Source organism: Streptomyces sp. NPDC015139, assembly GCF_043079785.1.
Taxonomy (GTDB): Bacteria; Actinomycetota; Actinomycetes; order Streptomycetales; family Streptomycetaceae; genus Streptomyces; species Streptomyces albidocamelliae.
Genome location: NZ_JBIBUW010000009.1, coordinates 190,550 through 212,691 on the forward strand (window position 1 = coordinate 190,550; position 22,142 = coordinate 212,691).

Below are 22,142 nucleotides of genomic sequence, written 5' to 3' on the forward strand. Positions count from 1 at the left end.
CAATTCGGCTGCCGTACGCTGCGGTCATGGGTCTGACGAGTGTGGGTGCCGCCCTGCGGACGCGCCTTCCGGAGCTGGGTGAGCTGATGACCGAGCGGATACGCGCGGAGGTCGAGTCGTACGCCGACGACGCGCTCATCCCGTTCTCCTCGCTCCGGGAGTCCTGCGAGGACAACGCCGACCTGCTGCTCGCGCGTTTCGCGTTCGGCGCGGGGCCGGACGTCGGGGCCGCGCAGCAGACGGGGCGGCTGCGCGCCGAACAGGGCGTGCCCCTGGCGGACACCCTGCACGCCTACCGGGTCGGCTTCGAGTTCCTGTGGTCGGAACTGGTCGACGAGGCCCGCAGGCACCCGGATGTCACCGATGCCGAACTGGTCGCCGGGTCCTCCGAGATCTGGGCCCTGTTCGGCCGGTACGCGGAGGCCGTGGCCGCGGCCTACCGGGAAGCGAGCGCGGAGCTGACCCTGCAACGCGAGGCGCGCCGGTCGGCCCTGGCCGAGGCGCTGTTCACGGGCGCCCTCGCGGACCGTACGACGCCGTGGGAGGCGGCCAGGCAGCTCGGTCTGCCGGAGCGCGGCCCGTACGCGGTGGTGGCCGCGTCCGTGCCGGACCCCGGGCAGGAACCGCTGCCCGGGATCGAGACGGCACTGCGCCGCTCCGGTGTGCCGTCGGTCTGGCGGCTGCTGCCCGACCAGCAGATCGGGCTGATCGCGCTCGCCCACCGCGACGCGGAGTCGGTGGGTCTGCGGGCGCTGCGCAGCCGGCGCGCGAGGGTCGGTGTCAGCCCGCGGTTCGACTCGCTGCGGGACACCCCGCAGGCGCTCCGTTTCGCCCGGCTGGCGCTGACCGGGCTGCCCGGCGACGGGCCGGGCGTGACTCGCTTCGACGACAGTCCGCTGGCCATGCTGGTCGCGGCGGCCCCGGCGGAGGCGAGCCGCCTGGTGGAGGTCTCCCTCGGGCCGGTGCTCGCGCTGCCCGCGGCCGAGCGTGCCCGGTTGCTGCGCACGCTCGGGCACTGGTTCACCGCGGGCGGCGTGACCGCCGACGCAGCGGAGGGCCTCTTCGTCCACCCGAACACCGTCCGCTACCGGCTGCGCCGCGTCGAGGAGTTGACGGGCCGCTCCCTCACCGACCCGATGACCGTCGCCGACCTGGGCGCGGCACTGTACGCCCTACGCCTCCTGCCCACCTGACGCGAGCGGACGCAGCGGAGGGCCTCTTCGTCCACCCGAACACCGTCCGCCACCGGCTGCGCCGCGTCGAGGAGTTGACGGGCCGCTCCCTCACCGACCCGATGACCGTCGCCGACCTGGGCGCGGCACTGTACGCCCTACGCGAGCCGACGTGACGACCGGGCCGACGCGGGCGGTACGGAGCGTCGGCCCGGGTGTCAGCCGACGTGCCGCATGGAAGAGGCGGTGCTGCCGTGCCGGATGGCTGTGGCAGCACCGCCCTGTCGCCCTTCCCGTCAGCCGCGGCGGCCGGCCGGATCGTGGGTGACCGAGTCCCGGCCGTCACCGCCGGAGGCGCCTGACGGTCCGGTGCCCGCACCGGACGCCGTCGGCTTCGCCTGGTCCCCGTGGCCCGGCCACCACGCCGCGTGCCCGATCAGCGCGGTGAGGCTCGGGGTGAAGAACATCGCCATGACGAACGCGGCGACGGCGATGCCGAAGGAGACGGCGAAACCCATCTCCGTGAGCAGGGCGTTGCCGGCGAGCATCATCGTGGCGAAGGTCGCCGCCAGGATGAAGCCGGCCGCGGCCACGGTCGGCCCCGCGTGCCGCAGTGCCATGCCCGCCGCCTCGCGCGGCTCGCGGCCCTCGCGGGCCTCCTCCCGGAGCCGGGCGATCATGAGGATGTTGTAGTCGGTGCCGATGGCGACCACGAAGAGGTACATGATCACCGGCAGCATGAACATCAGGCCCGAGTGACCCTGCCCCTCCTGGAAGATCCACACGGTGGCGCCGAGGGTGGCGCCGAAGCCGAGGCCCACCGAGGCGATCAGATACCAGGGGGCGACGACACTGCGCAGCAGCAGGCCGAGGATGACCATGATCAGCAGGGCGGCGACGGGGAAGACCGTCCGGTAGTCGTGGTTCACCGCGCTGTCGATGTCCTTGAAGATCGAGGACATGCCGCCGACGAGGGCCTCGGTGCCGTCGGGTGCGGCCGAGTGGGCGACGTCGCGGACCTGGCCCACGGCGTCGATCGCCTTGTCCGTCGACGCCTCGTACTTGAGGGTCACGGTGAAGTCCGCTGTCGTACCCGCCTTGTTGACCTGCGCCATACGGGCGTTCGCGACCCCCTCCACCGCGCCGAGCTTCTGCGCGTAGGCGCCGAAGGCGGCCTTGTCCAGCGGCTTGCCGTCGGTGCTGGACAGATAGACGTCGGTGGGTGCCGCGGCGCCCGCCGAGTACGCCTGCTGCATCTCGTCCTGGACTACCATGGACTCCTTGGTCTTCGGCATCGAGCCCGACGCCAGGTCGAACGTGGCGTTGAAGCCCAGCGTGCCGAGCGACAGGACGACCAGGACGAGCCCGGACAGCACGGCCGTCAGCGCGGGACGGCGCTGCACACCCCGTCCGAGGGCGGCGAACCGGGCGTTCTCCGGCTCCTTCTGCCAGGACTTGGAGGGCCAGAACACCTTCGGGCCGATGAGGGAGACCACGGCCGGGATGAGGGTGAGGCCCGCGATCAGCGTGGCACCCACGGCGATGGCGAGCGCGGGGCCCATCTGCTTGAGGAAGCCCAGCGTCGACAGCACCAGCGCGAGGAAGGCGATGATGACCGCCCCGGCGGCCGAGGCGATGGCCTCGCCGACCCGGTCGACCGCGTTCACCATGGCCTGCTTGGGTTCGTCACCGGCGCGCAGACGTTCGCGGTACCGGAACATCAGGAAGAGGAAGTAGTCCGTGCCCACGCCGAACAGCACGACGATCAGGATCGACGAGATCGAGCTGTTGGCCTGGAGATCGAACAGCTTGGTGGCGTACGCGATCAGCCCGTTGGCGATCGCGGACACCAGACCGATCAGGAGCAGGGGCAGCACGGCGAGGATCGGCGCCCGGAAGATGATCAGCAGCGTCACCAGGATGATCACGAAGGTGCCGATGCCGATCAGGGCCTGGCCCCGCTTGGACGAGTCCTCCTGGTCGAGGGCCTGCGCGGCGGAGCCGCCCAGCTTGACGTCGAGATGCGTGCCCTTGGCCAGGTCCTTGACGTCCTTGCGCAACTCCTTCGCGGCGTCCACCTGTTTGGGCTGGCCGGCGTTCTTGCTGTCCATCTGGACCAGGGTCATGGCGTACTTGCCGTCCTTGGACGGCTGGCCGGGGACGACCTTCTGCACCTGGTCGATGTGCTTGCCGCCCAGTTCGGAGGTGATCCGGGCGACGTCCTTCCGGTCGGCGGCGGTCAGTCGGCCGCCGTCGGTGCGCTGGTACAGCGCGATCGCGGACGGAGTGAAGGCGCTGGGGAACGCCCTCTCCTGGAGCTCCGCCGCTTTGATGGACTCGTAACTCTTGGGCAGGAAACTGCTCTCGTCACTGTTCGAGGGCAGACTCGGAGCGGTGGCGACGATCGCCACCGCGGCAATCAGCCACGCAACGATCGTCCAGACGGGATGTCGGACGACGACGTTGCCTATTCGTCGGAACATGCGGAAGGTCCTCCTGGGCAGGAAGATCACCGCAACCCGGGGAGCGGTCCCTGGTATCGGCGACCCCGACCGGCCTGCCTGGAACAGGCCGGTCGAATGGTTGTCTTGGTCTCACATCGTAGTGACCACGCCCCAACCCCGCCGAGGCGGCCGCGTCTTGGCGTGCCCCCGGCCGTCGGCGCACCTCGAGGCTCCGGCCGCGCGACCCCGGCAGAGGCCCTCCCGCGTTCGTCCGGGGTTCGGTTCAGGCGGGTGCGGGCGCGCCCGGCCGGCACAGCGCGGCGGTGTCGCCGCCGCTCCTCGCGGGTACGGCGCCGAGCCGGTAGGAGCCGGACAGGTCCCGCACCTCCACCGAGAACACCGCGCCGACCGCGCCGTCCCCCGGCAGGTGCTCGGCCAGCAGCGTCAGGATGCGCTCGGACAGACGCGCCTTCCGCGCCTCGGACCGGCCGGGCATGAGGCCCACCTCGACGTGCACGAAGACCGTCTCCCGGCCCGTACGGTCGCCGGCGTACGTCTCCACCGGGCGGAACAGCGTCTTGCACACGCCGGTCGAGCCGGACTCCCCGACCACGAGCGGGTGCAGTTCCCGCGCCAGGGTTCCCGGGTCGAGGACTCCTGCCAACCGGGACGAGTAGTCGATGGCGAGGTGCGGCATGGGGGACCTTTCCCGGATCTAGTTTCTCAGGGCAACCATTTTCCCCCACCCCGTGACCGGCCCGAACCCCGCCCCCCGCCGCTTGACCTTGCCCTTGAGGGCAGGGTCTACCGTGCGAGTGAGGTGATCGGAATGAGAATCAGCCAGCTCGCACACGAGGCCGGCGTGACGACCAAGGCGGTTCGGTACTACGAATCGCTGGGCCTGGTCAGACCGGCGCGCCTGCCCAACGGATACCGCGACTACACCGGGGACGACGTACGGCTCGTACGGGAGATCAGGACGCTGCTCCGGCTCGGCATCCCGGTCGAGCGCACCCGGCCGTTCCTGGAGTGCCTGGCGGCAGGGAGTGCGCACATCGACGACTGCCCCGCCTCGCTGGCGACCTATCGCGAGGCCATCGACGAGCTCACCGGGCGCATCGAAGCCCTGACCGCCCGCCGGTCGGCGCTGATCGCCCACCTCGACACCGCCGCGCGCCGGGGCAGCACCGTCGTACCCACCGGCACCGGGGCCGCGCACGACACGTACCTGGCCCTGCCCGCGGACCTGCCCGCTCCCGAGGACGACGGAGCCGCCGACCACCTGCCCGGCACGAAGGCGCCCGCCGTCGTCCTGGCCGACACGGCGGGCCGCAGCGTTCGGCTGGACGAGCTGGGCCCCCGGCGCACGGTGATCTATGTCTACCCGCTCACCGGCCGGCCCGGGGTCGATCTGCCGGAGGGCTGGAACTCCATCCCCGGGGCTCGCGGCTGCACCACGGAGGCCTGCGACTTCCGCGACCACTTCCGGGACCTGCTCGAAGCCGGTGCCGGCCGGGTGTACGGACTGTCGAGCCAGGACACCGGCTACCAGAACGAGGTCGTGGACCGGCTGCGACTGCCCTTCGGCATGCTGTCCGACCCGGACTTCGCCCTGGCCGGCGCACTCGGCCTGCCCACCTTCGAGGCGTCCGGCACAAGGCTGTACACACGCCTGACCCTGGTCCTGCGGGACGACAGGGTCGAGCACGTCTTCTATCCGGTCTTCCCCCCGGACGAACACGCCGGGCAGGTCCTGGACTGGCTGCGCGCGAATCCGCTGTAGGGCCGGCCGGGTACGGCCGACCGGGTCCGCGGGGGTGTCCGGTCGGCCGTGGCCCCACGCCGTGCGGCCGGGGCGTCAGGCACGAAGTTCCGGGGGGAAACCGGTCCAGCGGAGCTCGGGGGTCAGGTGGGACATGTCGTTGGAGAAGAGGAGCGAGGCGGGGCGGTCCGGGCTGTAGCGGATGACGGTCAGGGAGGCGTTGCCGTGGTTGAGGCCCATCCAGCGCCAGGGCGGTGCGTCCAGGGCGTCCCGGACGAGCCAGGCGATGAGGAAGTTGTGCGTGACGACCAGCTCGTGCCGGGGTTCGTCGCCGTCGACCGGACCCGTGAAGCGGGCCAGGGCCCGCCGGGCGAGGTCGGGCCGGCGCTCCTCGGCGGGGAACGGCGCCAGCCGGTCGAGCATGGAGTCGGCGAACTCGGCGGGCAGCTCGGCCCGTTCGGGGAGGTGGGGGAGGTAGTCACCGGCGAGTTCCGTGGACTGCAACGGGATCCCGTCGAGTTGACCGGCGACCAGGCGCGCGGTCTGCTCGGCGCGGGGCAGGGGGCCGTGGTGAACGGCCGAGAGCGGGGTGTCGCGCAGCCGCGCGCCCAGGAGTTCGGCCTGACGGCGGCCGGCGTCCGTCAGTTCGCTCTCGTCCTCCGACGCCTCGCCGTGTCGCGCGAGGTAGAGGTGGCGAGGAGCTGTTCCGGTCGTGGTTCCGGTCATGCGGGTCCCCCGGGGCCTTCGGCGTCGACGTGGACGATCTTGTGGATGATCGGAGGGACGCCGCCCGTGCCGGCCCGGTTCCCCGCGGGGCCGGTGGCCCGCCGGCCGGTCAGCTGTCGTGGGCGGCCACCGCCAGCGGCGGGCGCACCATGAACACGTCGACCGGATCCTCGGACTCCACGGTGAACCCGTGCCGCTCGTACAGCCGCCGGGCGGGGCTGCCCCGGAGCACGTTCAGCCGGACCGGGACCCTGTCACGGTCGCACCGGGACAGCAGCCGGCGCAGCACGGCCGCACCGATCCCAGCGCCCTGCAAGATCGGCTCCAGGTAGAAGTGCTCCAGCCAGAGGCCGTCCGCGCCGGGCCGCAGGGACACGCAGCCGGCGAACCCGCCGCCCGCCTCGATGACCCAGGTGTGCGCGGGCACGAACGCGTCACGCAGCCGCTGCCGTACCCGCCGCTCGTCGTACCGCCCGAGCCGCTCCAGGTCGGCCCGCAGCACCACGGCCCGCAACTCGGCCACCGCCTCGACGTCCGCCGCCACCGCCGCCCGTATCTCCCACTCCGCCATGATCGGCAGGTTAGCGGGGGTGGCAGCACCGGGACGGGGATCCACCGCTGAAGCCTTGTTCAAAGGTTAGAGGTGTCGGCGGGACACAAAAATCGCGGGCCCCGCGCACCCGGAACTAGGATCGGGACGGCGCACGACGCACCGCTCCGTGAGGGGGCTCCCCGGCTCATTCAGGAGAATCGCCATGGCGACGCTGCTGTCCCTCAATGTGGGAATGCCCAAGGACGTCCCCTGGCAGGGGAGGACGGTACACACCGGCATCTGGAAGACCCCTGTCGAGGGGCCCCGCACGGTCCGGCGTCTGAACATCGACGGTGACGGCCAGGGTGACCTGGCGGGGCACGGCGGCGAGATGCGTGCCGTCCTCGTCTACCAGGCGCAGTCCTACGACCACTGGAGGCGCCACCTGGGCCGGGACGACCTGGACTTCGGCGTCTTCGGGGAGAACTTCACCGTCGACGGGCTGCCGGACGACGAAGTGTGCATCGGCGACCGGTACCGCATCGGCGATGCCGAGTTCGAGGTCAGCCAGCCCCGGGTCACCTGCTACCGCGTGGGCATGCGTCTGGGCGAACCCGCCATGCCCTCGCTCCTGGTCGCCCACCACCGCCCCGGCTTCTACCTGCGCGTCGTCACCGAGGGCCAGGTCCGGGCCGGCGACGAGATCACCCTCACCCGCAGGGGGCCCGAACACCTCAGCGTCGCCGACGTCGACGCCCTGCTCTACCTTCCGGGCCGCGACCCCGAGTTGCTGCGCAGGGCACTGAACATCCCCGCCCTCAGCCCCGGTTGGCAGCAGTCCTTCCGTGAACTCTCCGCCCCCCGGGAACCGGATCGGCCGGTGGAGGGCGCCGGCGCTCGGCCGGCCGCGCGGGGATGGCCGGGTTTCCGGGCGATGCGCGTCGCCCGCATCGTCGCCGAGACCTCCACCGTCTCGTCGCTCTACCTCGACTCCACCGACGGGACGCCCCTGCCCGCGGCCCGCCCGGGCCAGTACCTCTCCCTGCGTCTGCCCGTCGGCGCCGCACCCTCCGTGCGCAGCTACTCCCTGTCCTGCGCGCCCGCCGACGGCGTCTACCGCATCAGCGTCAAGCACGAGCCCCACGGACAGGTCAGCCACTACCTGCACACCCGGCTCCACCCCGGAGACAGGGTGGACGTGGCGAGCCCCCGCGGGACCTTCGTACTCGAGGACGGCACGGACCCGGTCGTGCTCGCCTCGGCGGGGATCGGCGCCACGCCCGTACTGGCCATGCTCCACCAGCTCGCCGCCACCCGGGACCCACGCCCCCTGTGGTGGATCCACGTCGCCCACGACCGTGCCGGCCATGTCTTCGCCGACGAGGCCCACGCCCTTCTCGCGCGGCTGCCGCACGCCGAGGAGCACATCTACTACACCGCGGCCGGGGACACCGTCCCCGAGGCCGGCCGGCCTCCCGTCGCCCCGGGCCGCCCGAGTGCCGCGTCACTGGCGGCCATGGGCATCCCCGCCGACGCCGACGCCTACCTCTGCGGGCCGACCGCCTTCATGGACGACTTCGGCGCACTCCTTCGCGACCTCGGCCTGCGCCCCGAACGGATCCGCACCGAGCAGTTCAGCGCCCTGTCCGCCATCAACCCGGGCATCACGCCCGCGGAGGTGATCCGGCCGCACCAGCCACCCGGCCCGCCGGGTTCCGGCCCCCTGATCACCTTCGCCCGCAGTGGCGTCACCACGGCCTGGTCACCGGCTCACGCCTCCCTGCTCGACCTCGCCGAGGCCTGTGACATCCCCACGCGCTGGTCCTGCCGCACCGGGGTCTGCCACACCTGTGTCACCCCTCTCGTCGCCGGTGACATCACCTACACCACCGAGCCCCTCGAACCGCCCGAGCCGGGCACCGTCCTCGTCTGCTGCAGCGAGCCCACGACCGAAGTCGTCCTCGACCTCTGAGGACCGTCGATGCGACCGACCGCCGGCCTCGTCGCCCACCGCGCCGTGCCGCCGCCGCTCGCCCGGGCACAGGTGACCGATCCCTCATGCGTCCCTGCGTGAAAAGGGTGGACCCGCCCTCCCGCCACGGCCGATCGTGGACGGCATGAACGATCACCGTGAGGTCCCCGCCCGCCCGTCCGGCGCCGCCGCGTCGAACGACCTCACCGGCGCGCGCGAAGAGGCCGGTGAAGTGCGCCGATTCTGGGGCCGGCTCGGTCTTCCCGGGCTGGTCGACGTCCACACGCACTTCATGCCCGAGCGGGTCCTGCGCAAGGTGTGGGACTACTTCGACACGCAGGGGCCGCTGACCGGTGGACTCGCATGGCCGATCGGCTACCGGAAGGAGGAGGCCGAACGCACCCTGCTCCTGCGGGAGTTCGGGGTCCGGGCCTTCACCTCGATGCTCTACCCGCACAAACCCGGCATGGCCCCGTGGCTGAACGGCTGGGCGGCCGGGTTCGCCCGCCGCACCCCCGACTGCCTGCACACCGCCACCCTCCACCCCGAGCCGGGCGTAGAGACGTACGTGCGGGAAGCCGTCGAGGCGGGCGCCCGTGTGTTCAAGGCACATGTGCAGGTCGGTGCCTACGACCCGGCGGACGAACTCTTGGAGGGGGCCTGGGGGTTGCTGGCCGAGGCGCGGATCCCCGTGGTGATCCACTGCGGCTCGGGGCCCGCGCCCGGCAAGCACACCGGGCCCGAACCGATCGCGCGGGTGCTGGCACGTCACCCGCGGCTCCGGCTGATCGTCGCGCACATGGGCATGCCCGAGTACGAGGACTTCCTCGGCCTCGCCGAACGGTACGACCAGGTACGGCTGGACACCACCATGGCCTTCACCGACTTCGCCGAGCGGCTGGCGCCGTTCCCGCCCCGTGCCCTGCCCCGGCTCGCCGCCCTCGGTGACCGCATCCTGCTCGGCTCCGACTTCCCCAACATTCCCTATCCGTATCTGCACCAGCTGCGGGCGCTGGAGCGGCTGGGCCTGGGGCGGGAGTGGCTGCGGGCGGTGTGCCACGACAACGCGGCGAGGCTGTTCGGGCTGCCGGGAGACGGGCGGAACGGCGCCACCGGGTGACGCCGGGCGGGCCGCCCCGGGTCAGACGGCCGTCGTCAGCAGTTCGCTGAGCGGCTGCGCGGAGTCGGTGCCCGAGTGGCCGAAGGGCGCGTCGAAGCTCCAGACGAGGAAGAGCAGGAAGACCACCAGGGAGCTGAAGGCGGTGGCCAGCATCAGTTCGCGGGTCGAGCGGCGGATCTGCAGAGTGTAGAGAAGGCCGAGGGTGATGACGGCGCCGGCGACGAGACCGAACCACACCGCTCCGGGCAGGGTGGTGCCGGCGCTGTCCAGGCGCTGGTGGCGGGCGTCGTCCGCGGCGGCGACCTGGTCCAGCAGGGGCTGGTAGGCCTGGGCCTGGAGTTCGTCGGACGGGGTGTGGTGGGCGATGTCGCTGCGGATGCGGCGCAGCAGGGCGGCGCCGGTGCCGTCGACGGGCGCGTCCTTCTCCATCGCGGGCCATTCGGTGCCGACGGCGTGCCTGGCGTAGTCGTTGATGTGCTGTTGCACCTGGGTGTGGAAGGCGGCCGGATACACGTCCAGGCGCTGGTCGATCTCGTACAGCGCCTGGGCCTCGCGCTGGACGGTGTCCTCGGCCGCGCCGCGGGCCTCCCACACGCCGGCGATGGCCAGGCCGAGCACGATGGCGTAGACGACGCCGACCATCATGACCATGTACTCCAGCACGTCCGGGGTCTCGGAGGTGTCCTCGTCCACGGCGACGCGGCGGTGGCGCAGCACGATCGCCGCGACGACGAGGACACAGACCAGGATCGAGACCAGGGTGTAGACGAGCCACTCGGGCACAGCACAACTCCAGTGGGCGGACGAACAGGGGACGGGGTGGACGGGGCAGGTGTGGCCGGTCCGGCGGGCACGCGGTGGCGACGGCCGGTCGTGGCGCGGGGTCAGTCGCGGGTGCGGCGGCGGGAGGGCCGTAGCGCCGCCGCGGCCAGGATGGCCGGTGTGGTGACCACGACGGTGGTCATGGTCGTCGGCGTGCCGGTGAACGCCGGCCGGCGCGGGCCGCCCGTGTAGTGGGCGCGCGGCACCCATCGGAAGGCGGGGGGTGCCTTCGGCGGGGCGGAGGCGGCGGCGCGGATCGGAGTCGCCGCGGGAGCCGGTGCGGACTCGACCCGAGCCGGCGGGTCCGCTTCCCGAGGGACGGGCGGGGCCATGGCCGGAGCCTGGGCGGGCGGGGCCGGCCGCGGGGTCCCGGAGAGCGGCGCCGGCACCTCCCGGGGTGCCTGCCGAGGTGGTTCGGACACCGGAGCCCGGCCGGCGGGCGCGGGCGCGCACGGTGAGGGGGACTGCCGGGTCGACGCCGGTGCCGGCCGCGGGGGTTCGGACGCCCGGGCTCCGTGGCCCATGTCGATCCACACATCAGGGGCGCAGACGACCAGGTGCGCTCCCGACGGCGTGTGGTCGATGGTGACGGTGGTGTCACCGTGCTGGGACAGCGGGCACAGAGCGGCGGCCGCTCCGAGCCCGACGCTGATCCAACCACCCACCGGCAGCTCCTTGCCTCGACGACGTGCCTGACGACACGTCTTCCGACACGTCCGGTTGTCCACCAGGACGCGGGGGCCGCCGCTCCGAGGCGGCGTCACCGGAAGTAACGATCATGGCCGGTTCCGGACACGGACAGCGACATCCGAACAAGGGCTCGGCCGGCCCGCTCGACGAAAGGGCCGGTCGGCGCGGCACGTCCGCGTGATCCGGTCCGCGTCGGACCGTTGACGCCGGGGGTCTCGCACCACGATATTTACTCGCCAGTAAGTATCGCTCTCGCCGCCGCGACGGGCCCACCGTCCACCGTCGCCCGAGGACGTCCCGCGGGAAGCCGGCGGCCCGGACCCGGGGACTCGCCGACCATGACCGACCATGCCCGTGCGGCACAGGAACTCCTGCGCGACGGCAGCCACTTCACGTGGTATGTCATCCCGTTCCTGCTGTTCGTGATCTATGTCTACGCCGTGGAAGCGGAACGGCGAAACTGGAACGTGCTGTTCGCCGGCCTCGCCCTGTGGGGCATGGACTGGTTCAACGAGACAGCCAATGCCCTCGTGTTCCACTTCACCGGGCGGGCTCCGGTGTGGGGCGCGTCGGGCAGGACGGCCTACCAGATCCTGATCGGCCTCAACATCGAGATCTGCTTCATGTTCGCCGTGATGGGCATCGCCGCGGCGAAACTCCTCCCCCCGCGCGACACACGCGTTCTGGGGATTCCCAACCGGCCTCTGCTGATCGTGGTGAATTCGACCGCCTGTGTGGCGGTCGAACTCTGGCTGCACCGGGTGGGGGTACTGACCTGGGACTGGAGTTGGTGGCGGGCAGGCGCGCCCTACCTCATCCTCCTCCTCGGCTACGCCCCCTTCTTCGTGGTGAGTTTCGCCGTGCACGACATGGCGCGGGTGCGGACGAAAGCCGTCACGGTGGGCGCCATCCTCGGTGTCGATGCGCTCGCCCTGTTCGTCTTCGGTTCTCTGGGCTGGATCTGACCGGTCAGGTGTGCCCCCGACGCGGCATGGAACTCATCAATTCCGGGGGGAAGATGTCGACCAAGTGGAAACAGGTGGACCGACCCGTATCATCCATGTGTCGGGCCGGACCCGCAGTACCCCACTTCTGGTCCCCGCTTGCCACGACCACCCACCGGGGAGCCCGTCAGGGTTACGGATGGAGGACAGATGTCTGAGAACACCACCCCCGTCACCGAGTTGACTTCGCACTACGTCAATCAGGTGGCCGGCGACCTCGAACAGAACGTCAAGGAACAAGAACGCCTCGCGGCGGAGATCGGCTCCCTGCAGCAGCAGTTGGCGACGCTGCAGCAGGACCACACCATTCTGGTGAGCATGCAGCAGGCACTCGGTGCGGTGGCCTCGGTCACCACGGCCACCGAGCCCGCCGGCCCCGTGGTGCCCGCACCTCGGAAGAAGTCCTCCGCCGAGTCCGTCAAGCGCCGGGCGGGGAAGACGTCGTCGACCGCCGAGCAGGCCGGGACGACGAGGAAGGCCTCCGCCAAGAAGGCGGCGCCCAAGCCCGCGGCCAGGTCGGCGGCCAAGCCCGCGAAGAAGACGGCCGCCAAGACGGCTCAGCCCACCCTCGTCGAGCTCGTCCGCGCACATCTCGCCGACCAGAGCGAGCCCCGCTCGGCGGCGGAGGTCACCGAGGCTCTCGGCCGGGCACACCCGGACCGCGAGATCCAGACCAAGGTCGTCCGCACCACCCTGGAGAACCTGGTGGCGAGGACCGGTGCGCAGCGCACCAAGCAAGGGTCCTCCGTCTTCTACACCATTTCCGGTCCCCAGGAGCCGGCGACGGGAGACGAGAAGCCGGCGGAGCCGGCCGTCGCCGGGTAGGGCGGTGGTCCGCCGAGCGGGCAGGCAGTCGGGTCAGGCCGCGCGGGGGCGGCCCGCCTCGGTCGGGCGAGGCGGACGGGCGGCGGTCGGTGCCGTCCCGTCGTGTCCCGTGTCGGGCTGGGCCCCGGCCGCGCGCAGCCTGCGCCACTCCCGGGGCGAGTGGCCGTACGCCCCACGGAACACCCTGCTGAAGTGGGCGGGATTGACGAATCCCCAGCGCTGGGCGATCGCCGACACGGCGGGCGCGGCGCTGCCGCCCCGCGCGAGTTCCCGCGCGCACTCCTGGAGCCTGCGGCGCTGGATGAGACGGGCGACGGTGATCCCCTCGTCCTCGAACAGGCGGTGCAGGTAGCGGACCGAGATGTGGTGTGCCCCGGCGACGGCCTCGGGGGCCAGGTCCGGGTTCCCCAGGTGCCGGTCTATGTGGTCGCGGATGCGCAGCACCAGCTGTTCGCGCGCGGTGTCGGCGATCCCGGCCCGGCTGCGTTCCGCCACCAGCGTGGCGAACAGGTCCACCGCGCTCGACGCGAGTCGCCCGGCGACGGCCGGCGGGCAGGAGTGCGCCTCGCCGACGAGCGTCGCGAGGAACGGCGTGAGGATCGCCCCGAGCCCGGCCGTGGCGGTGATCGGTGTCGCCGTGATGTCGCGCAGGTGCTCGTCGGGCACGTCCAGCGCGCGGCGGGGCAGTTGGACGACCCGGCCGGCGAACCGCTCGGGGAAGTCCAGGGTGTACGGGCGCGCGGTGTCGTACACCACCATGTCGCCCGGGCCGGCCGTGACATGGCGGCCGTCCTGCAGAAGGGTCGCCCTGCCCACTGTCTGGACATGGACGGCGACGCAGGAGTCCGAGCCGCCCATGTGTGCGGTGGTGCGGCTGATGCGCTGGGCGTCGGACTCCACGGCGGCCACCCGCAGCCGGCCCAGCCGGCCGCCGGTGATCCGGCCGTGGAGCGGGCCCGCGCCGCGGGGTACGACGGACACCGGGACCAGGGCTGTGCCGACCGCGTCCCGCCAGTAGGCGAGTTTCTCGTGGTCGGGGACGGTGTCCGTCGACAGCACCAGGTCCACACGGGTCTCCTCTCCGTCACCACGAGCCAACCAGGCGGGCCGCACGGATCACCAGGCACCTTCGAGGCAGAAACCGCGGGCACCGGCCGGCCGGGGAGAGTGCGCGGAGGGAACAGCGTGGTGCGTCCGGCGGTAAGTGCCCTCGCGGGCGCGGAACCTGTCGTGGTGTCACCGGGCACCGCCCACGGTGGTCATCGGTCGGCGTCCATGCGGTCGAGGTGGGCGCGAACCCGGGCGACGCGGGAGGGGTCCGCGCCGGGGCCGAGGGAGACACAGCGATCGAAGGCCTCGCGTGCCTCCTCCGGGCGTCCGGCGGCGAGCAGCGTCTCGCCGAGCACGGTGAGGTAGCGGCTCTCCAGGGCGGTGTTGCCCTGGGCCCGGCACAGTTCCACGGAGCTCCGCAGATGGCGGACCGCTTCCTCCCAGCGGCCCAGGCGGGCGTGGATGCGGCCGAGGCCGACGAGCCCGCTCCCCCGGGTGAACGCAGCGATGTGCGGCTCGACGCGGTCGCCGGCCTCCTCCAGCCGGTCCAGGGTCTCCCGGTAGGCGACGAGGGCCTCCTCGTCGCGCTCGGCGCTCTGGAGGTCGTAGGCACGCTGGAGCAGCGCCTGGAGCAGGCCGTGCACATCACCCGCGGCGCGGAACAGCGGGACGGCCCGCTCGTTGCGGTCGGCGGAGGAGACGGAGTCGCCCAGGAGGCGATGGGCCCAGGAGGCGTACTGGTGCGCCCACGCCTCCTGGACCGGATCACCGGCGAGCCGTGCGGCGGCCAGGGCCCGTGCGGAGTAGGGCAGGCTGTCGCGGGGCCGGCCCTCGCACAACAGCGTTGCCCAGGCGTGGTAGTTGAGGTGGGTCGCTTCGAGCAGCGGGTCGCCGAGCGCCTCGGCGGAGCGGGCGGAGGTGCCGAAGACCTCGGGCCAGTGGCCCCAGAAGATCCACTGGTCGGAGAACCAGTGCAGGGACTCCGCCACCTCGACGACGATGGCGTGCTCCCCGTCCGCGGCGGCCGCGCGCAGGGCCGCGAGCCAGTTCATGCCCTCCGCCTGGAGCCACTCGCGGGCCTTCCCGGCACTGGACAGGTCCACCGTGCCGCGCCAGGACGCCGGTGGCGCGCCGTGCCCGGGTTCGTACCAGCGGCCCGCGACGACCGCCGTCTCCAGCAGCCAGCGGAACATCGACCGGCGCGCCCGCTCGGCGTCCTCGGGGCCGTCCTCGGCGATGAGCCGGTCACGTGCGTAGAGGGCGAGCAGGTCGTGCAGCCGGTAGCGGTCGCCGGCGGTGCCGAGCAGTCCGGCCTCGACGAGTTCCTCCAGGGTGTCCTCGGTGTCGTACAGGTCCTGCCCAGTGAGCCGGGCGGCGCAGGCGGCGCCGGTGTCCGGGCCGGGGACCAGGCTGAGGCGCCGGAACAGCCGGGCGGCCGTGGGGGTGAGCTGGCGGTACGACAGGTCGAAGGCGCCGGCCACCCGCAGGTCGCCGGCGGTCAGCGCGTCGAGTCGCCGTTCCTCAAGGGCCAGCCGGTCCGCGAGCCGGCGCAGGCTCCAGCCGGTGCGGGTGGCCAGCCAGTTGCCGGCCACCCTGAGGGCGAGCGGCAGGTGCCCGCAGAGCCGGGCGACCTCCGCGAGGGCCGCCGGATCGGCCGCCGCGCGGTCCTCGCCGACGAGGGAGGAGAGGAAGGCGGCCGACTCCGCGGTGCCGAGGCCGCCGAGGGGCAGGCGGTGCACGCTGTCGAGGCCGGTCAGCATGCGCCGGCTGGTCACCAGCACCAGCGCGCGTCCGGTGCCCGGCAGCAACGGCCGTACCTGGGCCTCGTCGCGGGCGTTGTCCAGGACCAGCAGGCACCTGCGGTCGGCGAGCACCTGCCGGTACAGGGCGGGGTGGGCCGGTGCGCCGGCCTTGGCGAGGTCCCGGTCGGGCACGCCGAGCGCCTTGAGCACACCGACCATCAGTTCGGCCGGGGCGGGCGGGGTGTCGTCCGTGCCGCGCAGGTCCACCACGAGCTGCCCGTCCGGGAAGCGGTCGGCGAGCCCGCGAGCCGCGCGCAGGGCGAGGCTGGTCTTGCCCGTGCCCGGTGCGCCGGAGACGGCGACCACGACGGGCTGGCGCGCGGTGGCGTCGTCGCCGGTGAGGTCGCCGGGTGATCCGGCGAGTTCCGTCAGCCGCAGCAGTTCGCCCTCACGGCCGACGAAGTCGTCCGTGCCGCGCGGGAAGGAGCGCACCCCGAAGGGGTGGTATCCGGCGGTGCGGCCGGTACGGGCGGCGGCGAGCAGGCGTTCCCGGTCGGTGTCGTCGAGACCGAGGCCGTCGGCGAGGGCGGCCACGGTGCGGCGCTGCGGGGCCGCGCGGCGTCCGCGCTCCAGGTCGCCGATGCCCCGCACGCTGACCCCGGACGCCTCGGCCAGCCCTTCGATGGTGAGCGAGTTGGCAAGCCGGAGTTCTCGCAGCAGCGCCCCGAACGACGCGTCGTGTGCGGACACGGCCCACCCCTTTTCGCACCTGAGGTTGAACATTCTATGAGCTGGGAGGCGTTGTCGATCAAGGAACGGGGGTGCGGCGAAGTCCGGCCACCGCGCACGGGCCGGGGCGGCGCATCGTTTCGCGAGACGCGCGGCCGGGTGGCCGCCGACCTCCGCCGGAACGGATTCCACCTCGGCGCCGGCGCCGCCCGACGGCGGCCGGGATGACCGGAGCCGGTGGTTCATGTGGCGCGATCTCATGTACGCGACGTGCGGAACGTCTGGTACAAAGCGGGATCAAGCAGCCCTGTCCGGTCGCCGCAGGAGCGTCTCGCATCCCATCTTCACCAGGGCTTCTTTCTGTCTGTCGAGTACGCCTGCCCTCTTGCGTCACAACCGGAATTTCCGCTTCTGCGGAACGGTCGGTAACGGCTGACAAATCGTTCGACATGGTTACGGTCAATTGTCGCCAACCTGACCCGTACCACTACCCCACCCTGGGGCAGATGTCTTAGATTCTGCCCCAGGAATAGATTCCCGACATGACGGTCAACCTACCAGCTTTGCCGGTCCACAATGATCACCGGGAGCGGAATGGAACCCTTCTGTAACACCGAGCGAAGCCTGGCCGGCGTACTGCAGGACGCGGCCGGGAGAGGCACCATCAGGGGGACGCGGATTCACATCGGCCGGCGGGAACACGTCTACAATCTCGGCCAGCCCGACGCGAACATTTATCTCGTCGAGAGCGGCCAGGTCAAAACACTCACCCACACACGCGACGGCAAACAGTGCCTCCTGTCGATACACGGCCCCGGGGACGTGTTCGGGGAGTCCAGCGTGCTGGCCGCGAACCGCACCGAGACCGCGCAGGCCATGCAGGTCACGACGCTGGTCCAGGTGCGCGTGGCGCAGATCATGAACGACTGCGACCCACCGTTGCGCGAAGCGCTCATCGGCCACATGGCGAGCCGGCTGCTGGAGCAGCAGCAGGTGATCGCCAACCTGGTGACGATGGACAGCGAACACCGGCTCGCGGCGTTACTGGTGAATCTCGGCAAGAAGGTCGGAAAGCGCAGGGACCAGACGGCACTGATTCGCGACCGAATAACCCAGGAAGAGCTGGCGGAAATGGTCGGGACGACCCGTTCGCGTATCGGTTACTTTTTGAAAAGGTTTTCGGTCGCCGGTGTGGTGCATCGCACCGAGGACGCACACCTCTGCATTCATATAGCGGAGCTGACGGATTATCTGGAGAATTCCTCGCTGTCCGCCGGCCTGTAGGACCCGCAGACCGGGGCCGGATATCCAGGAATACTTCTCGGCGGCGCCGGATCGGCGCCGTCGGATTCCGGGACCTCTTCCCGCACGGCCTTCTCCATACGTCGGACCATTTCCTCCAGCAAGCGCTGCGAGGTGCCGAAGTTCAGGCGGATGAAGCCTTCGCTCCCGTATTCGCGGCCGTCGCTGACGGCGACCTTCCCGCGGCTCAGGAAGAACTCCGCCAGGTCGTCGGTGCCCAGCCGCTCCGCCAGCCGGCGGCCGTCGAGCCAGGCGAGGTAGCTGGCCTCGGGCGGTACCAGCACCAGATCGGGGCCGAAGGACTCCAGCAGTTCGGCCAGCACCTGCCGGCTGCCGTGCAGATAGTGCCGCAGGGTCCGCAGCCAGGGACCGCCCCGCGTGAAGGCGGCCTCGCTCGCGCTGACGCCGAGGATGCCCACGCCGTCCCGTTCCCTGGGGCGCATCTCCATGAGCCGGTCGTGGTCCTCGGGCCGGCCGGCGACGGCCATCGCACACTTCAGACCGGACAGGTTCCAGCCCTTGCTCGCCGAGGCGGCCGTCACCGTCGGCACCCGGGCGGCCTCCGGCAGCGAGCCGAGCGGTACGTGCCGGTGTCCGGGGTGGGTGAGCGGGGCGTGCACCTCGTCCGAGAACACCGCCACCTGGAACTCGGCGGCCAGCTCCAGCACTTCGCGCAGTTCCTCACGGGTGAGGACGCGGCCGGTGGGGTTGTGCGGGTTGCACAGGAAGTAGGCCGCCGCTCCCGACCGGAAGGCCCGGGCCAGCCCTTCCAGGTCCAGCCGCCAATGCCCCCCGCGCAGGCGCATCGGCTGGGAGACGACCTGCCGCCCCGCCGCCGCGATGGCCTCGAAGTACGGCGGATACGCCGGTACGTCGACCACGACGGCGTCACCCGGCTCGGTGAACCGCTCCAGGGCCACCTCCATCACACGCATGGTGTCGGGGAACAGCACCACCTTCTCCGGCTCCACCCGCCAGCCCCAGCTCTCGTGCGACCACGCGGCGAACGACCGCTGCACCGGTGCTTCGGTGGTGTAGGCGTAGGCGTAGCCGAGGTCCCCGCCCTCCGTCAGGTGCGCCCGGACGGCGTCGATCACCGGCTCGGCCACCGGGAAGTCCATCTCGGCGATGAAGGCGGGGAGGATGTCGGGCGGGTAGCGCCGCCACTTCTCGCTGCGCCGCCCGGACAGCGCCGCGGCACGCAGACCGTCGAACAGGTGGATGAGCTCCCGCTGTACCTCCGACAACGCTCCTCCTCCGGGCGGTGGGCGCGGCTGGCGGCCGCTGGTGGGCCGGTGGCGGCTCACCAGGTGACCGGCAGCTCCTTGACGCCGTGGATGCCGAACAGGTGGTGCCAGAAGGGCACGTCGGCGACGGGGACGGCGAGCCGCAGTCCCGGCAGCCGGGTGACCAGCCGGCCCAGCGTGACCTGGAGCTCCACGCGGGCCAGGGACTGTCCGGGGCACTGGTGGGGTCCGTGGCCGAAGGCGAGGTGGCCGCGGGCCGTACGGGTCACGTCGAAGCGGTCGGGATCGGCGAAGACGTCGGCGTCCCGGTTGGCGGTGGCGAGCTGGCACACCACGCCCTCCCCCGCGTGAATCGTTTCTCCGCCGAGGGTGACATCAGCCGTGGCGATGCGGTTCATGCCGATCTGCATGGCCGTCTGGTGCCGCAGCAACTCGTCGACGGCGCCGGGGATCAGGGCCGGATCGGCCCGCAGGGCGGCGAGCTGCCCGGGGTTCTCCAGCAGCAGCAGGGTGCCCGTTCCGATCATGGTCGCCGTGGTGTGGTGGCCGGCCGCGAGCAGCAGCCAGGCGATGATCGCGACCTCCGCGCGGTCCAGCAGACCCGGCGCCACCTGCTCGACCAGCAGCCGGCTGATCAGGTCGTCGCCCGGCTGCTTCTCCTTGGCCGCCACCACCCCTTCCAGGTGGTCGAGGATGTCGTCCTTGGCCCGCATCATCTCCTCGGGGCCGCTGCGGCCGTTGATGAGGACGCGGGTGCGCGACTCGAACAGCGGACTGTCCTCGGCGGGCACTCCGAGCAGTTCGCAGACGACGGTGGACGGAACGGGGTAGGCGAGCGCCTCCATCAGGTCCACGGGACCGCCCCCGGCCTCCATCAGGTCCAGGCGGCCGTCGACGATCTGCGCGATCCGCGAGCGCAGTTCCTCGGCCCGGCGGCCGGTGAAGTCCCGCGCGAGCATGCGGCGGTAGCGCAGGTGCTCGGCGCCGTCGAGCCGGGGGAAGGTGCCCTTGAGGACCTGCGGCACGGGACGCGGGAACATCCGGGGGAAGTCCGGGTGGGAGCTGTCGGCGCTGAAACGCGGATCGTCCAGCACGGCCCGTACGTCACGGTGCCGGGTGACCACGCGCGCCCGCTGCCCGCTGGGCAGGGTGGCCGGGGCGAACGGGTCCTCCGCCTGCAGCCGGCGGTACCCGGGGGGCGGGTCGAACGGGCAGCCGGGCGCCTTCTCCTGGGGGAAGGCCGGTGGCTCCGCGCCGGGGACCGGGGCCGGCTCCCCCTGCGTCCCGGTCGTGTCGGTCGAATCCGTCATGTGTCACCCTTCCCTCGCCGTACCCGCGGTCGGCACCGGCACGGGCCTCGACGCTACGTCCCGGCGTCCGACGGTTCTGTTCACTTCTGAGCATCACCGGGCCCGGATCGCTCGTTTCACGCCTCCGGGTGGGCGAGAACGACGGCGGAGTTGATGCCGCCGAAGCCGAACCCGTTCGACAGCACGAACCCGTCGCCCACCGGCCGGGCCTCCTCGCGCACGAACCGCAGCCCGGGGTCGACGGGATCCAGCAGGCCGGGATCGGGGTGGACGAACCCGGCCCCCAGCTGCACCACCGCGGCGACGGCCTCCACGACGCCGGCCGCGCCGAGGCAGTGACCGGACAGGGCCTTCGTCGCGTTGATCCACGGTCCCTCGTCGCCCGCCCCGAACACCTCGCGCAGGGCCTCGGCCTCCGTCCGGTCCCCCAGGGGCGAGCCCGTGCCGTGGGCGCTGACCCAGCCGATGTCGCCGGCGCCGACCCCCGCCTGGGCCAGCGCGCCCCGCATGGCCCGGACCTCGCCGTCCACCGAGGGGTCGGCCAGGTGGTTGCCGTCGAGGACGACGGCGCACCCCGCGAGCCGGGCCAGCACCGTCGCCCCCCGTCCGTGGGCGGACCGCGCGGACTCCAGGACCATGCAGGCCGCCGCCTGTCCGGGGTGGAAGCCGCGCCGGCCGGTGTCGAACGGCGCGGGAGCTCGGGTGGGCGAACCCTCCGCCGGAGCCATGGCTCCCAGGGCGAGGTACCCGCGCGTCTGGAGCGTGGACAGCCGGGTCATCGCGCCCACGACCACACAGACGTCCGCTGCCCCCGCCGCCAGCATGCGGGAGCCGTGGGCCAGGGCGAGATTGCCGCTCGCCGAGGCCCCGCCGACGGTGCATCCCTCGCCGCGGATGCCGAGGACGCGGCTGAGCGTGCCGACGTGGTCGGTGTCCTGCTGGTGCAGGGCGTACCGGGCGGGCAGATAGGCCGCGCTGCGCCGTGCGCGGAGCCGGCCGTCCTCGGTGACCCGCTCCGTGAGGTTGTTGCCCGCCACGACGATTCCCACGCGCTCGGGCGGGGGTGCCGTGCGGTGCAGCCCGGCGTGCCGCCACGCCTGGAGGGCGGCGACGACCGCCGCGCGTACGGCGACCGGGGAGCGCAGCGCGGTGCGGCGGGCGAGCGTCCGCAGGTCCGGCGGCAGGTCGGGCACCGCCTCCAGCGCCTTGTCGGGGATGTCCTCGGCCGCCAGTTCGGCCGTAAACGCGGGCCAGGCCACGCCGGGTTCACCGGCGTCCTCGGGGGGCCGCGGCGCGGCGAGCGCTCCGCGGCCGGTCCGCAACGCGACGGCGAGGTCCCCGGGATCGGACGCGATGGCGCCGAGGACGCCGAGTCCGGTCACCACCACGGCGCCGGCCCCCGCCGGTCCGCTCACAGTCGCTTCCGCATGACGGCGGCCAGCGTGCCGATGTCGAGGCCCTGGTGGAACTCGTGCACGGGCACCACGATGCCGAGTTCCTCCATGGCCAGGGTGACGATGTCCGCGCGGTCGATGCTGTTGCACCCCAGGTCGGACAGGGTGCGGTCGGGGGTGAACTGGGTGGGGTCCACCTCCGGCACGATCTCCAGGGTGGTGCGGCGCAGCACCGCCAGCACACGCTCCTCGTCGCCGTCCGGACCGGGGACGCTCGCGGCTGATCCGTTCACTGGTGG

Annotated in this window: 20 protein-coding genes; 8 read left to right on the forward strand and 12 right to left on the reverse strand. The window is 72.3% G+C overall.

All coding sequences use genetic code 11. The features are described 5' to 3' along the window. The first annotated feature begins 26 nt into the window (after positions 1-26). Positions 27-1,193 (forward strand): PucR family transcriptional regulator, encoded by a 1,167-nt coding sequence (locus tag ACF08B_RS24800; RefSeq protein ID WP_392319426.1) that lies wholly within the window; start codon positions 27-29, stop codon positions 1,191-1,193. After that, on the forward strand, positions 1,190-1,348 hold the full coding sequence (locus ACF08B_RS24805) for a helix-turn-helix domain-containing protein (RefSeq protein ID WP_392319544.1): 159 nt from the start codon (positions 1,190-1,192) through the stop codon (positions 1,346-1,348). The genes ACF08B_RS24800 and ACF08B_RS24805 overlap by 4 nt, the downstream gene beginning before the upstream one ends. A 120-nt stretch (positions 1,349-1,468) precedes the next feature. On the opposite strand, the gene ACF08B_RS24810 is transcribed toward ACF08B_RS24805, so the two are convergent. Together ACF08B_RS24810 and ACF08B_RS24815 are read right to left on the reverse strand one after the other, a co-directional pair. Further along, positions 1,469-3,655: an MMPL family transporter gene (locus tag ACF08B_RS24810; protein WP_392319427.1), complete on the reverse strand. Its 2,187-nt coding sequence runs from the start codon at positions 3,653-3,655 to the stop codon at positions 1,469-1,471. Between the two features lie 244 nt (positions 3,656-3,899). Then, on the reverse strand, positions 3,900-4,313 hold the full coding sequence (locus ACF08B_RS24815; protein WP_392319428.1) for a 5-carboxymethyl-2-hydroxymuconate Delta-isomerase: 414 nt from the start codon (positions 4,311-4,313) through the stop codon (positions 3,900-3,902). Between the two features lie 132 nt (positions 4,314-4,445). Between ACF08B_RS24815 and ACF08B_RS24820 the strand changes: the two genes are divergently transcribed. Then, positions 4,446-5,399, forward strand: a complete 954-nt coding sequence (locus ACF08B_RS24820) for a MerR family transcriptional regulator (RefSeq protein ID WP_392319429.1) — start codon at positions 4,446-4,448, stop codon at positions 5,397-5,399. Positions 5,400-5,474: 75 nt separating this feature from the next. Here ACF08B_RS24820 and ACF08B_RS24825 read toward each other — a convergent pair whose 3' ends face one another. Together ACF08B_RS24825 and ACF08B_RS24830 are read right to left on the reverse strand one after the other, a co-directional pair. Further along, positions 5,475-6,104, reverse strand: coding sequence for a histidine phosphatase family protein (locus tag ACF08B_RS24825; RefSeq protein ID WP_392319430.1), 630 nt, complete (start codon positions 6,102-6,104; stop codon positions 5,475-5,477). Positions 6,105-6,213: 109 nt separating this feature from the next. Further along, positions 6,214-6,675, reverse strand: coding sequence for a GNAT family N-acetyltransferase (locus tag ACF08B_RS24830; protein ID WP_392319431.1), 462 nt, complete (start codon positions 6,673-6,675; stop codon positions 6,214-6,216). A gap of 184 nt (positions 6,676-6,859) precedes the next feature. Between ACF08B_RS24830 and ACF08B_RS24835 the strand changes: the two genes are divergently transcribed. Further along, positions 6,860-8,608, forward strand: coding sequence for an MOSC domain-containing protein (locus ACF08B_RS24835; protein ID WP_392319432.1), 1,749 nt, complete (start codon positions 6,860-6,862; stop codon positions 8,606-8,608). A 145-nt stretch (positions 8,609-8,753) separates the two neighbouring features. Further along, positions 8,754-9,728: an amidohydrolase family protein gene (locus tag ACF08B_RS24840; protein WP_392319433.1), complete on the forward strand. Its 975-nt coding sequence runs from the start codon at positions 8,754-8,756 to the stop codon at positions 9,726-9,728. 21 nt (positions 9,729-9,749) lie between these two features. On the opposite strand, the gene ACF08B_RS24845 is transcribed toward ACF08B_RS24840, so the two are convergent. Beyond that, entirely contained in the window at positions 9,750-10,511 is a 762-nt protein-coding gene (locus tag ACF08B_RS24845) for a hypothetical protein (RefSeq protein WP_392319434.1), read from the reverse strand. Positions 10,512-10,612: 101 nt separating this feature from the next. Then, on the reverse strand, positions 10,613-11,215 hold the full coding sequence (locus tag ACF08B_RS24850) for a hypothetical protein (protein ID WP_392319435.1): 603 nt from the start codon (positions 11,213-11,215) through the stop codon (positions 10,613-10,615). A gap of 363 nt (positions 11,216-11,578) precedes the next feature. Here ACF08B_RS24850 and ACF08B_RS24855 point away from each other — a divergent pair, with 363 nt between their 5' ends. Together ACF08B_RS24855 and ACF08B_RS24860 are read left to right on the forward strand one after the other, a co-directional pair. Beyond that, entirely contained in the window at positions 11,579-12,205 is a 627-nt protein-coding gene (locus ACF08B_RS24855; RefSeq protein ID WP_392319436.1) for a hypothetical protein, read from the forward strand. A gap of 189 nt (positions 12,206-12,394) precedes the next feature. Further along, positions 12,395-13,069, forward strand: coding sequence for a hypothetical protein (locus ACF08B_RS24860; protein WP_392319437.1), 675 nt, complete (start codon positions 12,395-12,397; stop codon positions 13,067-13,069). Between the two features lie 33 nt (positions 13,070-13,102). Here the strand turns inward: ACF08B_RS24860 and ACF08B_RS24865 are convergent, their stop codons facing one another. Together ACF08B_RS24865 and ACF08B_RS24870 are read right to left on the reverse strand one after the other, a co-directional pair. Next, a complete protein-coding gene (locus tag ACF08B_RS24865; RefSeq protein ID WP_392319438.1) occupies positions 13,103-14,137 on the reverse strand; it encodes a helix-turn-helix domain-containing protein in 1,035 nt (344 codons plus the stop codon). A gap of 191 nt (positions 14,138-14,328) precedes the next feature. Continuing rightward, positions 14,329-16,611 carry an ATP-binding protein gene (locus ACF08B_RS24870; RefSeq protein ID WP_392319439.1) on the reverse strand — a complete coding sequence of 761 codons (2,283 nt, stop codon included), beginning with the start codon at positions 16,609-16,611 and terminating at the stop codon, positions 14,329-14,331. Between the two features lie 573 nt (positions 16,612-17,184). Here ACF08B_RS24870 and ACF08B_RS24875 point away from each other — a divergent pair. Next, entirely contained in the window at positions 17,185-17,874 is a 690-nt protein-coding gene (locus ACF08B_RS24875) for a Crp/Fnr family transcriptional regulator (RefSeq protein ID WP_392319440.1), read from the forward strand. On the opposite strand, the gene ACF08B_RS24880 is transcribed toward ACF08B_RS24875, so the two are convergent. The 4 genes from ACF08B_RS24880 to ACF08B_RS24895 form a co-directional block, all read right to left on the reverse strand. Further along, entirely contained in the window at positions 17,838-19,139 is a 1,302-nt protein-coding gene (locus ACF08B_RS24880; RefSeq protein ID WP_392319441.1) for a MalY/PatB family protein, read from the reverse strand. The genes ACF08B_RS24875 and ACF08B_RS24880 overlap by 37 nt on opposite strands. A gap of 56 nt (positions 19,140-19,195) precedes the next feature. Further along, complete coding sequence (locus ACF08B_RS24885; protein ID WP_392319442.1) at positions 19,196-20,449, reverse strand: cytochrome P450; 1,254 nt, start codon at positions 20,447-20,449, stop codon at positions 19,196-19,198. A gap of 116 nt (positions 20,450-20,565) precedes the next feature. After that, positions 20,566-21,864 carry a beta-ketoacyl synthase N-terminal-like domain-containing protein gene (locus ACF08B_RS24890; RefSeq protein ID WP_392319443.1) on the reverse strand — a complete coding sequence of 433 codons (1,299 nt, stop codon included), beginning with the start codon at positions 21,862-21,864 and terminating at the stop codon, positions 20,566-20,568. Continuing rightward, on the reverse strand, positions 21,861-22,136 hold the full coding sequence (locus ACF08B_RS24895; protein ID WP_392319444.1) for a phosphopantetheine-binding protein: 276 nt from the start codon (positions 22,134-22,136) through the stop codon (positions 21,861-21,863). The genes ACF08B_RS24890 and ACF08B_RS24895 overlap by 4 nt, the downstream gene beginning before the upstream one ends. Between the last annotated feature and the right edge of the window lie 6 nt (positions 22,137-22,142).